The following is a 14,942-nucleotide window of genomic DNA, read 5'->3' as shown; positions in this document are numbered from 1 at the left end:
ACCAACCGACACAGCAGTCCAGCGGCCGGCAGAGGAGAACGCATGAGCGTGACCGCTCCCCTCGGTTTCAGAGCCGCGGGCGTCGCCGCGGGCATCAAGTCCGGCGACGCCCGTGACCTGGCCCTGGTCATCAACGACGGACCCAACCACGCCGCGGCCGGTGTCTTCACCGCCAACCGCGTCAAGGCGGCCCCGGTCCTGTGGTCGCAGCAGGTCCTGCGCGGCGGCCGGGTCCGTGCGGTCGTCCTCAACTCGGGCGGCGCCAACGCCTGCACCGGCCCCGAGGGCTTCCAGGACACGCACGCCACCGCCGAGAAGGCGGCCGAGGTGCTCCAAGACTCGGCGGGCGAGATCGCGGTCTGCTCCACCGGCCTGATCGGCGAGCGGCTGCCCATGGACGCGCTGCTGGCCGGGGTGGAGCGCGCCGCCGCTCAGCTGTCGCGCGACGGCGGGCTGGCCGCGGCCGACGCCATCCGCACCACCGACACCGTCTCCAAGATCTCCTTCAAGCGCGCCGACGGCTACATGGTGGGGGGCATGGCCAAGGGCGCGGGCATGCTCGCCCCGGCCCTGGCCACCATGCTCTGCGTGATCACCACCGACGCCGACCTGACCGCGGAAGAGCTCGACGCCGTGCTCCGCGAGGCCACCTCCAAGACCTTCGACCGCCTCGACGCCGACGGCTGCATGTCCACCAACGACACCGTCCTGCTGCTGGCCAGCGGTGCCGCCGGGGTCAAGCCGGACCTGGCGGAGTTCGGGCAGAAGGTCACCGAGGTCTGCGCCGACCTGGCCAGGCAGCTGCTGGTCGACGCCGAAGGCGCGTCCAAGGCCATCGCCATCGAGGTGGTCGGCGCGGCGTCGGAGGACGACGCGGTCAAGGTCGGCCGCACCGTCTCCCGCTCGAACCTGCTCAAGTGCGCCATCCACGGCGAGGACCCCAACTGGGGCCGCGTGCTGGCCGCCGTCGGCACCACCGACGCCGTCTTCGAGCCCGACCGGCTGAACGTGGCCATCAACGGCATCTGGATCTGCCGCGGCGGCGCCGTCGGCGACGACCGGAACAAGGTGGACATGCGCCCGCGCGACGTGACGATCACCATCGACCTGTCGGCCGGCACCCACTCGGCCACCGTCCACACCACCGACCTGACCGCGGACTACGTCCACGAGAACTCGGCGTACTCCTCATGAGGACCATCACCGCCCACACCAAGGCGGACACCCTCATCGAGGCCCTGCCCTGGCTGGCCCGCTTCCACGGCGCGACCGTCGTCATCAAGTACGGCGGCAACGCGATGATCGAGGAATCGCTCATGGAGGGCTTCGCCGAGGACATCGGCTTCCTGCACTACGCCGGTCTGCGGCCGGTCGTGGTGCACGGCGGCGGCCCGCAGATCAGCAAGCACCTCGACCGGCTCGGCATCGAGTCGACGTTCACGGCCGGGCTGCGGGTCACCACGCCCGAGGCCATGCAGGTGGTCAGGATGGTCCTGGTCGGCCAGGTCAACCGCGACGTCGTCGGCCTGATCAACAGGCACGGCCCGCTCGCGGTCGGCATGTCGGGCGAGGATGCCCACCTGTTCACCGCCGAGCGCAAGCACGCGCTCGTCGACGGCGAGCACGTCGACATCGGCCAGGTGGGCGAGATCGTCAAGGTCGACCCGGGCGCCGTCCAGGCCATGATCGACAACGGCCGCGTCCCCGTCGTCTCCAGCGTCGCCCGCGGCGAGGACGGCGAGATCTACAACGTCAACGCCGACACCGCCGCCGCCGCGCTGGCCGTCTCCCTCAAGGCGCAGAAGCTCATCGTCCTGACCGACGTCGAGGGCCTGTACGCCGGCTGGCCCGACGACACCGACGTGATCGACAAGCTCGACGGCGCCGAGCTGGAGGCCATGCTGCCCTCACTGTCCAGCGGCATGAAGCCGAAGATGGAGGCCTGCCTGACGGCGGTCCAGGGCGGCGTCCCCCAAGCGCACATTCTCGACGGCCGGGTCTCCCACTCGCTGCTGCTGGAGATCTTCACCGACCAAGGAATCGGAACCATGGTGATGCCCTGATGAACCTTCGCGACAGGTTCGAACAAGCCTTCATGCCCAACTACGGCGTCCCGCCGATCGCCCTGGCACGAGGCGAGGGCACCCGCGTGTGGGACGTCGACGGCAGGGAATACCTCGACTTCGTCGGCGGCATCGCCGTCAGCTCGCTCGGCCACGCCCACCCGGCCCTGGTCGAGGCGGTCTCCAAGCAGGTCGCGACGCTCGCGCACACCAGCAACCTCTACCTGCACGAGCCGGAGGTGCTGCTCGCCGAGCGGCTCCTCGGCCTGCTGAACGCCCCCGGCCGCGTCTTCTTCGCCAACTCCGGCACCGAGGCCAACGAGGCCGCCTACAAGCTCGCGCTCAAGTACGGCAGGCGCGACGGCCGCACCTACTTCGTCGCCGCCGAGAACGGTTTCCACGGCCGCACGATCGGCGCCCTCTCGCTGACGGGCAAGAAGTCGATCCGCGACCAGTTCGGCCCGTTCCCGGTAGAGGTCCAGTTCGTCCCGTACGGCGACGCCACCGCCCTCAAGGAGGCCGTGACCGGCGACTGCATCGCGGTGTTCCTGGAGCCCACTCAGGGCGAGGCAGGCGTGGTCCCGCCGCCCGACGGCTACTTCGCGGCGGCCCGCGAGATCTGCGACTCGACCGGCGCGCTGCTGGTCGCCGACGAGATCCAGTCCGCGATCGGCCGCACCGGGCACTGGTTCGCCCACCAGGCCGACGGCGTCACCCCCGACATCCTGACCCTGGCCAAGGGCCTGGGCGGCGGCCTGCCGATCGGGGCGTGTGTCGGCTTCGGCGACGCGGGCCGGCTGTTCGACAAGGGCGACCACGGCTCCACCTTCGGCGGCAACCCGGTCTCGTGCGCCGCGGCGCTGGCCGTGCTCGACAACCTCGACCTCGACCACGTGCGGACGACCGGAGCCCGGCTGCGGGCCGGGCTCGAAACGGTCGCTCATCCGCTGCTGAAAGGCGTGCGCGGACGCGGGCTGTGGCTGGCCGCCGTGCTGGCCGAGCCGGTCTCCGGCAAGGTGCAGCAGGCGGCGGCCGAGGCGGGCTTCCTGGTCAACGCGCTGCAGCCGGACGCCGTACGGATCGCGCCGCCGCTGGTCGTGACGGCCGAGCAGGTCGACGCGCTCGTCGCCGCGTTCCCCGGGATCCTCGCCGAGGCGGCGAAATGACGGCGCGTGCGGGCTCGGGGCCGATCGAGCAGGGCGCGGCCGCGGCGCGTGTCCGGCATTTCCTGAGAGACGATGACCTGTCGCCCGCCGAGCAGGCCGACGTTCTCGACCTGGCCGCCGCGATGAAGAAGGACCGCTACGGATACCGCCCCTTCGAAGGGCCGCAGACCGTCGCCGTCCTGTTCGACAAGCCCTCGACCAGGACCCGAGTCTCCTTCGCCGTCGGCATCGGCGAGCTGGGCGGGCTCCCGCTGGTCATCGACGGCGGCAGCTCCCAGATGGGCCGGGGCGAGCCGATCGAGGACACCGCCAGGGTGCTCGAACGGCAGGTCGCCGCGATCGTCTGGCGCACCGGCGCCCAGACGGGCCTCGACGGCATGGCCGCGGGCACCGCCGTGCCGGTGGTCAACGCGCTGACCGACGAGTTCCACCCCTGCCAGATCCTCGCCGACCTGCTGACCGTCCGCGAACGGTTCGGCAGGACGGCCGGGCTGACCCTGACCTACCTGGGCGACGGCGCCAACAACATGGCCCACTCCTACCTGCTGGGCGGCGCCACGGCCGGGATGCACGTACGGATCGGCGCCCCCGTCGGCTACCAGCCGGACGCCGTCATCCTCGACCAGGCCGCCGCCATCGCCGCGACGACCGGCGGCTCGGTGATCTCGCTGACCGATCCGGCCGCCGCGATCCAGGGCTCGCACATCGTCGCCACCGACACCTGGGTGTCGATGGGCCAGGACGGCAAGGACGAGCGGGTGCGCGCGCTCATGCCGTACCAGGTCAACTCCGAGCTCATGGAGCACGCCGCGCACGACGCGATCGTGCTGCACTGCCTGCCCGCCTACCGCGGCTACGAGATCACCTCCGAAGTGATCGACGGCCCGCGCAGCGCCGTGTGGGACCAGGCCGAGAACCGCCTGCACGCCCAGAAGGCGCTGCTCCACTGGCTGGTGAGCCCCGCATGACCATTCCGATGACCAAGGTCGCGCGGCAGGCGAAGATCACCGACCTGCTGCAGCGGCAGGCCGTCCGCTCCCAGCCCGAGCTGGCCAAGCTGCTGGCCGAGAGCGGCGTGGAGGTCACCCAGGCCACGCTCTCGCGCGATCTGGACGAACTCGGCGCGCTCAAGCTGCGCGCCGAGGACGGCTCGCTGGTCTACGCGCTGCCCGGTGAGGGCGGCGGCCGCATCCGGGTGGCCAGGCTGGGCACCGGCGAGTCCCCGGCCGCCCGGCTGCACCGGATCGCCGAGGAACTGCTGGTCTCCGCCGAGGCGTCGGCCAACCTGGTCATCGTCAGGACTCCGCCGGGCGCCGCCCAGTTCATGGCCTCGGCCATCGACCACGCCGACTGGGAGTCCATCCTCGGCACGGTGGCGGGCGACGACACGATCCTCGTGATCAGCCGCGATCCCCAGGGCGGGAGCGTCGTGGCAGAGGCCTTGCTGAGGGTCGCCGCCCGGCGTACTTAGCCCGTTTTACCAAGATTTTGGAGGTACCGATGACTCAGAGAGTGGTACTCGCCTTCTCCGGAGGTCTGGACACCTCCGTCGCGATCCCGTTCCTGGCCGAGAAGATGGACGCCGAGGTGATCGCCGTCGCCGTGGACCTCGGACAAGGCGGCGAGGACATGGAGGTGATCCAGAAGCGGGCCATGGACTGCGGCGCGGTCGAATCCGTCGTCGTGGACGCCAAGGAGGAGTTCGCGGCCGACTTCTGCGTTCCCGCGCTGCAGGCCAACGCCCTCTACATGGACCGCTATCCGCTCCTGTCGTCGCTGTCGCGCCCGCTCATCGTCAAGCACCTGGTGAGCGCGGCCAAGCAGTTCGGCGGCACGATCGTCTCCCACGGCTGCACCGGCAAGGGCAACGACCAGGTACGGTTCGAGGCCGGCCTGGCCGCGCTCGCCCCCGACCTGCAGGTTGTCGCCCCGGCCCGCGACTTCGCCTGGACCCGCGACAAGGCGATCGAGTACGCCGAGCAGCGGGGCCTGCCGATCGAGACCTCCAAGAAGAACCCGTTCTCCATCGACCAGAACCTGTGGGGCAGGGCCGTCGAGACCGGCTTCCTCGAGGACATCTGGAACGGCCCCACCGAGGACGTCTACGCCTACACCGCCGACCCGGCCGTCCCCCGTGACGCCGACGAGGTGGTCATCACCTTCGAGCAGGGCGTCCCGGTCAAGCTCGACGGGCGTCCGCTCACGCCGTACCAGGTGATCGACGAGCTGAACACCCGCGCGGGCGCGCAGGGCGTCGGCCGGATCGACATGGTCGAGGACCGGCTCGTCGGCATCAAGTCGCGCGAGGTGTACGAGGCGCCCGGCGCGATCGCGCTGATCACCGCGCACATGGAGCTGGAGAACGTCACCGTCGAACGGGACCTGGCCCGCTTCAAGCGCGGCGTCGACCAGCGCTGGAGCGAGCTCGTCTACGACGGCCTGTGGTTCTCGCCGCTCAAGGACGCCCTCGACGCGCTCATCGCCGAGGCCCAGAAGCACGTCACCGGCGACATCCGGATGACTCTGCACGGCGGCAAGGCCACCGTCAGCGGCCGCCGCTCCGAGCAGTCGCTGTACGACTTCTCGCTGGCCACCTACGACACCGGCGACACTTTCGACCAGTCGCTGGCCAAGGGCTTCGTCCAGCTGTTCAGTCTGCCCTCCAAGATCGCCGCCGCGCGCGACGCGAAGAAAGGATGATGTGCACTATGGTCGCGGGGGACGAGAAGGAGATGACGTTGAGTGATGGCAAGCCGATGCGGCTGTGGGGCGGGCGATTCGAAGGGGGTCCCGCCGACGCGCTGACCCGGCTGTCGGTGAGCGTGCACTTCGACTGGCGGCTGGTGCCGTACGACCTGGCGGCGTCCAGGGCGCACGCCCGGGTGCTGCACAAGGCGGGGTTGCTGAGCGACGACGAGCTCGAACGCATGATCGGCGCGATCGATGACCTGGAGCGGGCCTGCAAGGCGGGCGAGTTCCGGCCGACGGTCGCCGACGAGGACGTGCACACCGCGCTCGAACGCGGCCTGCTGGAGCGGCTCGGCTCGCTCGGCGGCAAGCTGCGCGCCGGCCGCAGCCGCAACGACCAGATCGCCACCGATCTGCGCCTCTATCTGCGTGACCACGCCCGCACGATCGTCTCCCGGCTGGTCGAGCTGGAGACGGCGCTGATGGCCCAGGCCGAGCAGCACGCCGACACGGCCGCGCCCGGCATGACCCACCTGCAGCACGCGCAGCCGGTCTCCTTCGGACACCAGCTGCTCGCGCACGTGCACGCCTTTGCCCGCGACATCGACCGGGTCACCGACTGGGACCGCCGCGCGGCCGTCTCGCCGCTCGGCGCCGGCGCGCTGGCCGGCTCGTCGCTGCCGCTGGACCCGGAGGCCGTGGCCGTAGAGCTGGGCTTCTCCTTCGCCTCGCTCAACTCCATGGACGCGGTGTCCGACCGTGACTTCGCGGCGGAGTTCCTGTTCACCGCGGCCCTGATCGGCGTGCACCTGTCGCGGCTCGGCGAGGAGATCGTGCTCTGGGCCTCGCAGGAGTTCCGCTGGATCGAGATGGACGACGCCTACTCCACCGGCTCGTCGATCATGCCGCAGAAGAAGAACCCCGACGTCGCCGAGCTCGCCCGCGGCAAGTCCGGGCGGCTCATCGGCAACCTCATGGCGATGCTCACGACGCTCAAGGGCCTGCCGCTCACCTACAACCGCGACCTGCAGGAGGACAAGGAGCCGGTGTTCGACTCGGTCGACACGCTGCTGCTCGTCCTGCCCGCGATGGCCGGCCTGGTCGCCACCATGCGGGTCAACACCGCGCGCCTGGAGGCGTCGGCTCCCGACGGCTTCGCGCTGGCCACCGACCTCGCCGAGCTGCTCGTACGCCGCGGCGTGCCGTTCCGCGACGCGCACGAGGCGGTCGGCCACCTGGTGGTGTGGTGCCAGGTCAACGACAAGGACCTGGGCGACCTGACCGACGACGAGCTGGGCAAGGTCTCGCCGCACCTCACCCCCGACGTCCGCGACGTGCTCAACGTCCCCGGCGCCCTCGCCGCCCGCAAGGCCCACGGCGGCACGGCGCCCGACCGGGTCCGCGACCAGCTCGCCGCGCTGCGCGAGACGGTCGACGCCCAGGCGGCGTGGGCCGCGGGGGCCTAGTCTCCGGCATGGACTCCGGGACCCTGGATTCGGCGCCCCTGCCGCGCAGCTTCTTCGACCGGCCGTCGCACGAGGTCGCGCCCGACCTGCTCGGGCGCGTGCTCGTGCACGGCCCGGTCGCGGTCCGGCTCACCGAGGTCGAGGCGTACGGCGGCCCCGGCGAGGATCCGGCGGCCCACACCTACCGGGGACGGACCCCCAGGAACGCGGTCATGTTCGGGCCACCTGGGCATCTGTACGTGTACTTCACCTACGGCATGCACTTCTGCGCGAACCTGGTGTGCCTGCCCGAGGACCACGGGTCGGCGGTGCTGCTGCGGGCCGGTGAGGTGGTGGCGCGGGCCGACCTGGCCCGCTCGCGCCGCTCAGGAGACGGCGACGGACCGCCCGTCTCCGGGCGCAAGCCGATCGCGGACCGGGACCTCGCTCGCGGCCCCGCCCGGCTGGCGGTCGCCCTCGGGCTGGCGCGCGAGCACAATGGGCTCGACGCCGTATGGGAGGGCTCACCGGCTGTGCTGCCGCACTTCCATGACGCTTCTCGCGGCGATGAGCCCGAACACGCGGCGTGGCTCACCGGGCTCCCCAAGGGGACCGTGGCCATGCTCGGCGGGCGGCCCGCAGAGGCGGACAGGATCAGGTCGGGGCCGCGCACCGGGATCTCGACCGCCAAGGACACCCCGTGGCGGTTCTGGATCGACGGTGACCCGACCGTCTCACCCTTCCGGCCTCACACGCCGCGCCGCCGCAACACCGCGGCCACCTCGGTCGGGGAGGCACCCAGCTCGTGAGCGCTGAAGATGTGCAGCTGGTCTCCGGTGTCGATCTCCAGCATCTCGCTGCGCAGGCCGTACCTCCTGCGTACGTCCACCTGGATGTCCTCGATCGCCTCCCACGGGACGTGCCGCCGCCCGGCGAAGCCGTGCACCACGGTGACGCCGCTCTCGTCGGCCGCCAGCCGTACCGGGACCAGGACGTCACGCAGCCCCATGGCCCCCACCAGCAGGGCGGCCGGCACCGCCAGCACCACCCCGCGTACATCACCCTGGACATACCAGAACAGGGCGAGACCGGCACACGCCACAGCCCCTAGGATCTTGAAAACGGCCAGCTCGCGACGGACCTTCCACATGGCGACCGAGATTATCCAAGTAGCGGTCATCCGGCGCGATCGGGCACTCTGTAACCACTCGACGTCTCCTGGAAAGCCAGCACCGTGACCGACATTCTCGATGAGCTCGAATGGCGCGACGTCCTCGCGCAGACCACCGACATCGACGCCCTGCGCGCGGCGCTGTCGAAAGGTCCGATCACGGTCTATGCGGGCTTCGACCCGACCGCGCCGTCCCTGCACATGGGCAACCTGGCCACGCTGCTGATCCTGACCCGCTTCCAGCGGGCGGGCCACAAGCCGATCGGCCTGGTCGGCGGCGCCACCGGCCTGATTGGCGACCCCAGCGGCCGCAGCACCGAACGCGTACTCAACACCACCGAGGTCGTGGAGGAATGGGTCTCCCGGATCCGGGTGCAGGTGGAGAAGTTCCTGACCTTCGACGACAGCCCCACCTCGGCCGCGCTGGTCAGCAACCTGGACTGGACCGCCGAGATGTCGGCCATCGGCTTCCTGCGCGACATCGGCAAGCACTTCCCCGTCAACCGGATGCTCGCCCGCGAGTCGGTGGCGGCCCGGCTCGGCGGTGAGGGCCTCAGCTACACCGAGTTCAGCTACCAGATCCTGCAGGCCAACGACTACCTGGAGCTCTACCGGCGCAACGGCTGCACGCTCCAGGTCGGCGGCAGCGACCAGTGGGGCAACATCACGGCCGGCGTCGACCTGGTCAGGCGCGTCGAGGGCGGCCACGTGCACGCCCTGACCGGCAAGCTGATCACCAAGGCCGACGGCACCAAGTTCGGCAAGACCGCGGGCGGGTCGGTCTGGCTCGACGGCGCGCTGACCTCGGCCTACGCCTTCTACCAGTACTTCCTCAACGCCGACGACCGCGACGTGGTGCGCTTCCTGAAGGTGTTCACCTTCCGCGAGCGCGAGGAGATCGAGGCGCTGGAGAAGGCGGTGGCCGACCGCCCGTTCGCCCGCGAGGCGCAGCGGACGCTGGCCGAGGACCTGACCACGCTCGTCCACGGCGCCGACGAACTGGCGGCGGTCGTGGCGGCGTCCAAGGCGCTGTTCGGTCAGGGGTCGCTCGAGGAGCTGCCGGGCTCGACGCTGGCCGCGGCGCTGGCCGAGGTGCCGAAGGCGACGGTTCCGGCTCTCGGGGCGCCGTTCGTGGACCTGCTGGCGGACAGCGGGCTGGTGGAGTCGAAGTCGGCGGCCAGGCGGGCGGTGAAGGAGGGCGGCGCGTACCTCAACAACGTCAAGATCACCGACGAGTCGTACGTGCCTGAGGCTTCGGACCTGCTCCACGGGCGGTTCATGGTGCTCCGGCGCGGCAAGAAGGCGGTCGGCGGCGTCGAGGTCGGCTGACCGCGCCTTTCGCTTTTCGCCTTTCGCTTTTCGCGTGAGTTGTGCGGGCCCTTCCCAGGTTGTGTGGGAAGGGCCCGGTCTATCTGTGGGCCTATTTGCTGGCCTGTTTGTGGGCGAACACGGCCACGGTGAGGCCGGGCGTCTCCGCCGAGTGCCAGGCCCCGGTCTGCTTGTAACCCGCCTCCAGTACGGCCTTAACCCGCGGCAGCTTCTGCCCGGCGGACTTGACCCCGCGCCACACGACCCAGACCCGCTCTCGATCGGCCAGCGCGGCGGCGACGTCATCGCGCTCAGGAAAGCCGAACCCCTCCGCCTCCGGAGCGGCCCCCAGCCGCAGCACGTCGTCCGGCATCGACCCGTCACGGTAGTAGTCGAACCCCGCACGCACCGAGCTCTGCCCGAACACGACCGCGTCCCCCGGCCGCGCCTCCACCTTCCGCACGGCCCACGGAAAGTCCTCGAAGCGCCCGTTGGCCTCCCGTACCTCCACCTGCTGCGGTACGCCCACCGCCACGGCGACCACCACCAGCCCGCAGCAGGCCACCACCCCTCCACGCGGAACACTCGCAACCGCGATCCCCGCCAGCAACGCCAGAGCGGGCGCGGCGACGAACAGGTACCGATCCACATAGACCGGCGTCACCAGATGCGACACGGCCAGCAGCAGGACGGGCGGCAGCACCAGCCAGCCCAACAGCGTCCCCGCCCACGCCCTGTTGCGCAGCAGCACCACACCGGCCAGCGCCACCACGAACAGCACCACCCCCACCTCGGTGCTCCCCGCCGCCATCTTCGGGAACTTCAGCAGCACCTCCGGCCCGCGCTGCGGGATCCAGCTGATCGCATGCCGCTCGCCGTACCCGACCAGACCGAGAACGAGCGCGGGCAGGCAGCCGACGGCGACCGCGGGCGCCCACCTCAGGAGCACGGCGCGGCGGGGGAGCAGCGCTACGGCGGTGACCAATTGAGCGGGCAGCACGAGCACCGCGAACAGGTGCGTGCAGCACACCAACGCCACCGCCGCCGCATAGACCACCCAGGGCGCGCGCTCGGCCTGCTCCTGGGCTCGCGTGGTCTGTTCCTGTTCCTGGGCTCGCGTGGCGCGGTGAAGGGCCCAGAACGAGAAGACCACCGCGGCGGCCGCGGGTGCGTACGAGCGGGCGAAGGCGCCGTAGTACGACACCGACGGCAGCGCCGCGAACAGCAGGCCGGCCGTCACCCCCGCCCACGTACTGTGCACCCGCCGCCCCAGGTCCACCAGGAACCACGCGGCGACCCCGATGGCCAGCGCCGATGGCAGCCGCAGCCACAGCTCCGCGGTCCCGGCCTTCGCCCAGAGCTGCATGAACAGGTAGTACGGCAGGAAATGACCGTCGATGTGCCTCGCCAGCTCCCACAACCCCGGCAGCGACCGGGACGCGGCGCTGATCGTGGCCAGCTCGTCACCGTTGAGAGAGGCGGATCCCGAGCCGCTGAACGCCACGACTCCGGCGATTCCGGCCACCCACCACGGGCTTGACGTGCGCGAACGTATGACTGGCCGGGCTGGAGGGGCGAGGGTGGAGGCGGTGGTCACCGGGGCAGAATACGCGCATAGGCTCAGATTTATGCCTGAAGTGATCGTGTTTGACCTTTACGGAGTTATCGCCCGCGTTCAGACCGCTGACGCCAAACAGGGCCTCGTCGACCTCGCCGGAGTGCCGGGGGAGAGCTTCTGGGAGGCGTACTGGGGGTGCCGGCCCGACTATGACGCCGGTCAGGACGCCGTGGCCTACTGGGCGGCGGTCGCCGGACGGCTGGGCACGCGGTTCGCCGACGTGGACGCGCTGATGGCGGCCGACCTGGAGAGCTGGTGCCACGTGGACGACGAGATGGTCGCAGTGGTGCACGAACTGGCCGATCAGGGACGGACGCTCGGGCTGCTGTCGAACATCGTTCCGGACCTGGTGCCGCTGTGGGAGGCGCGGCACGGTGACTGGCTGGGCCGGTTCGCGTCGCTGACGTACTCGTGCCGGATCGGGGTGGCGAAGCCGGACCGGCGCGCGTACGAGATCTGCGCGCAGCGGTTGGGAGTGGAGCCGGGGGAGGCGCTGTTCTTCGACGACAACGAGGTCAATGTGGTCGCGGCTCGGGAGACGGGGATGGCGGCGGAACTGTTCGTCTCGCCGGCGCAGGTACGCGCGCTCACGCTTTCCGGTGGGTCTTGACCGTCCACCGGGTCTTCGGGTGGGTCTCGATCCGTCGGCGCTGAGCGTGACGTCCCGCAGAGCGGTGTAGTTTCTCACCCGGTCAGCCCTGTGCGTCCACGTAGGAAACGAACAACAAGATCGTTGACCCACCGCTGGGGGGACATCACTTGATTCGTTCGAGCAGCGTCGTTCGCGTAGTAACAGCCGCGGCGCCGGTCTGCGGGACGCCGGGCTTGCCTCTCGCGTGGGCCTTGGCCAAGCCGTCACCCGCCCTGGGCGGTCGCGGGCGAGCCTGACCAGCACCGCTCACCCGCAGCGGTCTCGCCCACTCGCAGGTTTCGCCCAGCTTCGGCCATCTCGCCCACCCTCGGCCATCTCGCCCACTCGCGGTTCTCGCCCATCCGCAGCCGTCTTGCACCCCCGCAGCTCTCGCCACTCACTCGCGGCGGTCTTGTCTTCCCGCAGCGGTCTCGCGCTTCCAGGCCCGCTCGGGCGGCGGCGGCTCGGGCCATGGTGGCCGCCCCCGGTCTTCACGGGCTGGTCGCTGATCGTTTCACTGGTTGGTCGTATGTGTTGTCGTCACTGGCTGGTCGTACGTGTCGGCCGGGCGACGATGACCACCCGCCGCTCCGCGTCGCCCACCGGCCGGTCGTACTGCAGGCCGTAGCGGGTGGCGAGCACGTCGAAGAAGTCGCCCGACGGGTCGGGGTCGATCCGGTCCACCACGGCCCGGATCTCCAGGTACCGGTACGGCTTGTCGGGGTCGTTGATGGAGACCGCCAGGTTCCCATTTGCCGCGACATTTCGGTATTTCTGACGGTCCGTGGTCGTCGTGAAGCGCAGGAACTCGCCGTCCCACACCGTCCAGACCGGGTTCACATGTGGCTTCCCGTCTGGCGCGATGGTGGCCAGATGCGCGAACAGCGGCCTGGTCAACAGGTCCAGATGGCTCTCAGGAATCACGTGACGCCTCCTCATTCGGGTGTACGGCTCTGCACATTATCAAAGCTTTGATAGTCGTCAATGCTAGATTGCTTGTAGCATCTCGTGTCATGGGCATGCCCGCGGAGGAGCGCCTCGGCCTCGACATCAAGCGAGCCGAGCAGGAACTGATCGCCGCCAAGCAGGTCGCGGTCAGGCCCGCGGGGCTGACGGTGCCGCAGTACGCGACGCTCTACGTATTAGCGGCCAACCCCGGCATCTCGGCCGCCGCTCTCGCCCGAGCCTGCTTGGTGACCCCGCAGGCGATGACCGTGGTGCTGAAAAACCTCGAGGCACGTGGCCTGGTCGAACGTACGCCGCACCCATGGCATGGCAATGTCCTGGAGACCCGACTCACGGACGCCGGCCGCCTTGCGCTGGAGGAGGCGGACGAGCGGGCGGTGCGGATAGAGCAGGCGATAGCGGACGAACTCACCGCAGAGGAGCGTGACACCCTGCGCTCCCTCCTCCGACGCTGCGGAACGGCGATCGACCGGGCATCCTCGCAACTGTGAAGGTTTGCCCTCGGCGCCTACACCGGGCGTTCCGCAGTGATGACGTCCCGCGGTGTGGATTCTCGGCCGCTCGACCCCGATCATCCCTGGTAGAAGCCATGTAACGAGATCGTGGATCATCACTTAGTGGGATGTCATCCCCGCGGTACCACGTTCACCTGTTCGGTCCGCGCTCCTGTTCGGCTCGCCATCCGTCCGATCCGTCCGGTCCGTCCGGTCCGTCCAGTCGCGATCCGTCCGGCCGCCGTCCGGTCGCCATCCCTCTGGTCCTGGGTCCGTCCGGTCCTGGGTCCGTCCGGTCGTGATCCGTCGGGTCCTGGATCCGTTCGTGGAGGAGAAACCGCAGCACGCAAGAGCGACCTGACGCTGATGGGTGTCTACTTGTTCACCCCAGCCATGCACGAGGCCTGTCCCGCGAGCCGTTCGGATGACGTCCCGCAGAGCGGCGTCGTTTCTCACCCGCTCAGCCCTGTGGCTCCGCGTAGGAAACGCACGGCGAGATCGTTGACCCACCCCTGGGTGGGACATCACCTCCGTTAGGCCCCGCCCGCTCTCCCGGTCCGCGCTCTCTGCCTTCTGCCCGCTTCGTGGTCGGTCCGGCTCGCCCTCTGCTCAGCTCGCCCTCTATCTGGTCCGCGTTCTGTCCGGTGCGAGCTCTGCTCGGCCCGCCCTCTATCCGGTCCGCTGTCGGTCCGGACCGCTGTCGGTCCGGACGGTGCACCGGACTCAGGGTTGCCCGCCCCGCCCCAAAGCTCATCTTGCTCATCTTGCTCATCCGCATATCGGCAATGGGTTCCGAGCCTCGTCATGTCCCGCCATCTCCCTCCAGGAAACTAGGGATATGTCCCGCCATGTCGCTAGTTGCCGCGGCTTGGACGCTTCGTGTCTCCGATCTGCTCGGCGTTTGCGCAGATCAGAACCGGCCTTGCTGGAGGTCCCGTGGACACCTAGAGAGCGGGCGTGAACGCCGATTTGACGTGGGGCGAACGGCGACCTAATCTTCTCTTCGCCCCGGGAGTGAGCCGGACGCCGATCAGGCGGACGGGCCCCCAGGGCGAACCCCTTGAGAAACGAGCCACTCGGCCAGGCGCTTACATGCGCTCGCTGGCACGAGTCGTCTCGGGTGCGCTCAGATCACCGGAAAATCGGTTGATTCGACAAGCCCAGGATGGCACGGTAAGTTATGAGGGTTGCCCTGGAGGCAGGGTGCACAATCTTAGACGGTTTGTGCAGCTTCCAGCAAGTCTCCGATTTGACGCGAAGCTGACAAGCTGGATAAGCTTAGGACACAACGAAATGAACGCCTCTCGCAGGTTGGGGAGTACGCGTCCGTTTCTTGAGAACTCAACAGTGTGTTAAAAGCCAGTGCATGATGCACAACCCCGTCATGTCTGC

The 14,942-nt window shown here is 69.7% G+C and carries 14 protein-coding genes; 11 read left to right on the top strand and 3 right to left on the bottom strand.

Features of this window, described 5'->3' with window-relative positions; all coding sequences use genetic code 11:
• Nucleotides 1-42: 42 nt before the first annotated feature.
• Genes argJ through AB0C30_RS44275 form a run of 8 tightly spaced genes read left to right on the top strand, consistent with a single transcriptional unit; the run spans nt 43 to nt 8,171 of the window.
• Complete coding sequence (gene argJ / locus AB0C30_RS44310) at nt 43-1,194, top strand: bifunctional glutamate N-acetyltransferase/amino-acid acetyltransferase ArgJ (RefSeq protein ID WP_357955499.1); 1,152 nt, start codon at nt 43-45, stop codon at nt 1,192-1,194.
• Nucleotides 1,191-2,063, top strand: a complete 873-nt coding sequence (gene argB / locus AB0C30_RS44305; RefSeq protein WP_357955497.1) for an acetylglutamate kinase — start codon at nt 1,191-1,193, stop codon at nt 2,061-2,063. The genes argJ and argB overlap by 4 nt, the downstream gene beginning before the upstream one ends.
• The gene (locus AB0C30_RS44300) at nt 2,063-3,229 is read left to right on the top strand and encodes an acetylornithine transaminase (protein WP_357955495.1); all 1,167 of its coding nucleotides are present in this window, start codon (nt 2,063-2,065) and stop codon (nt 3,227-3,229) included. Before argB ends, AB0C30_RS44300 begins: the two co-directional genes overlap by 1 nt.
• The gene (gene argF, locus AB0C30_RS44295) at nt 3,226-4,197 is read left to right on the top strand and encodes an ornithine carbamoyltransferase (RefSeq protein ID WP_357955493.1); all 972 of its coding nucleotides are present in this window, start codon (nt 3,226-3,228) and stop codon (nt 4,195-4,197) included. The genes AB0C30_RS44300 and argF overlap by 4 nt, the downstream gene beginning before the upstream one ends.
• Nucleotides 4,194-4,700, top strand: a complete 507-nt coding sequence (locus AB0C30_RS44290; protein WP_357955491.1) for an arginine repressor — start codon at nt 4,194-4,196, stop codon at nt 4,698-4,700. The genes argF and AB0C30_RS44290 overlap by 4 nt, the downstream gene beginning before the upstream one ends.
• 29 nt (nt 4,701-4,729) lie before the next feature.
• Nucleotides 4,730-5,929 (top strand): argininosuccinate synthase, encoded by a 1,200-nt coding sequence (locus tag AB0C30_RS44285; protein ID WP_357955489.1) that lies wholly within the window; start codon nt 4,730-4,732, stop codon nt 5,927-5,929.
• A 32-nt stretch (nt 5,930-5,961) separates the two neighbouring features.
• Nucleotides 5,962-7,383, top strand: coding sequence for an argininosuccinate lyase (gene argH, locus AB0C30_RS44280; protein WP_357955855.1), 1,422 nt, complete (start codon nt 5,962-5,964; stop codon nt 7,381-7,383).
• 8 nt (nt 7,384-7,391) lie between these two features.
• On the top strand, nt 7,392-8,171 hold the full coding sequence (locus AB0C30_RS44275) for a DNA-3-methyladenine glycosylase (RefSeq protein ID WP_357955487.1): 780 nt from the start codon (nt 7,392-7,394) through the stop codon (nt 8,169-8,171).
• Here the strand turns inward: AB0C30_RS44275 and AB0C30_RS44270 are convergent.
• Nucleotides 8,111-8,512, bottom strand: a complete 402-nt coding sequence (locus AB0C30_RS44270; protein WP_357955485.1) for a PH domain-containing protein — start codon at nt 8,510-8,512, stop codon at nt 8,111-8,113. The two genes, AB0C30_RS44275 and AB0C30_RS44270, sit on opposite strands and share 61 nt — an antisense overlap.
• Before the next feature lie 84 nt (nt 8,513-8,596).
• On the opposite strand from AB0C30_RS44270, the gene tyrS reads away from it, so the two are divergent.
• On the top strand, nt 8,597-9,862 hold the full coding sequence (gene tyrS / locus AB0C30_RS44265; RefSeq protein ID WP_357955483.1) for a tyrosine--tRNA ligase: 1,266 nt from the start codon (nt 8,597-8,599) through the stop codon (nt 9,860-9,862).
• Between the two features lie 91 nt (nt 9,863-9,953).
• Here tyrS and AB0C30_RS44260 read toward each other — a convergent pair whose 3' ends face one another.
• Nucleotides 9,954-11,438: a glycosyltransferase family 39 protein gene (locus tag AB0C30_RS44260; RefSeq protein ID WP_357955482.1), complete on the bottom strand. Its 1,485-nt coding sequence runs from the start codon at nt 11,436-11,438 to the stop codon at nt 9,954-9,956.
• Nucleotides 11,439-11,469: 31 nt separating this feature from the next.
• Here AB0C30_RS44260 and AB0C30_RS44255 point away from each other — a divergent pair, with 31 nt between their 5' ends.
• Nucleotides 11,470-12,069: an HAD family phosphatase gene (locus AB0C30_RS44255; protein WP_357955480.1), complete on the top strand. Its 600-nt coding sequence runs from the start codon at nt 11,470-11,472 to the stop codon at nt 12,067-12,069.
• A gap of 561 nt (nt 12,070-12,630) precedes the next feature.
• Here the strand turns inward: AB0C30_RS44255 and AB0C30_RS44250 are convergent.
• Complete coding sequence (locus AB0C30_RS44250; RefSeq protein ID WP_357955478.1) at nt 12,631-13,014, bottom strand: PPOX class F420-dependent oxidoreductase; 384 nt, start codon at nt 13,012-13,014, stop codon at nt 12,631-12,633.
• Nucleotides 13,015-13,103: 89 nt separating this feature from the next.
• On the opposite strand from AB0C30_RS44250, the gene AB0C30_RS44245 reads away from it, so the two are divergent.
• Nucleotides 13,104-13,547, top strand: coding sequence for a MarR family transcriptional regulator (locus AB0C30_RS44245; RefSeq protein ID WP_357955476.1), 444 nt, complete (start codon nt 13,104-13,106; stop codon nt 13,545-13,547).
• The last annotated feature ends 1,395 nt before the right edge of the window (nt 13,548-14,942 follow it).

Origin of the sequence: Nonomuraea sp. NPDC048901, assembly GCF_040649695.1 — a bacterium.
Taxonomy (GTDB): domain Bacteria; phylum Actinomycetota; class Actinomycetes; order Streptosporangiales; family Streptosporangiaceae; genus Nonomuraea.
This window is presented reverse-complemented; position numbering and strand designations above follow the sequence as displayed.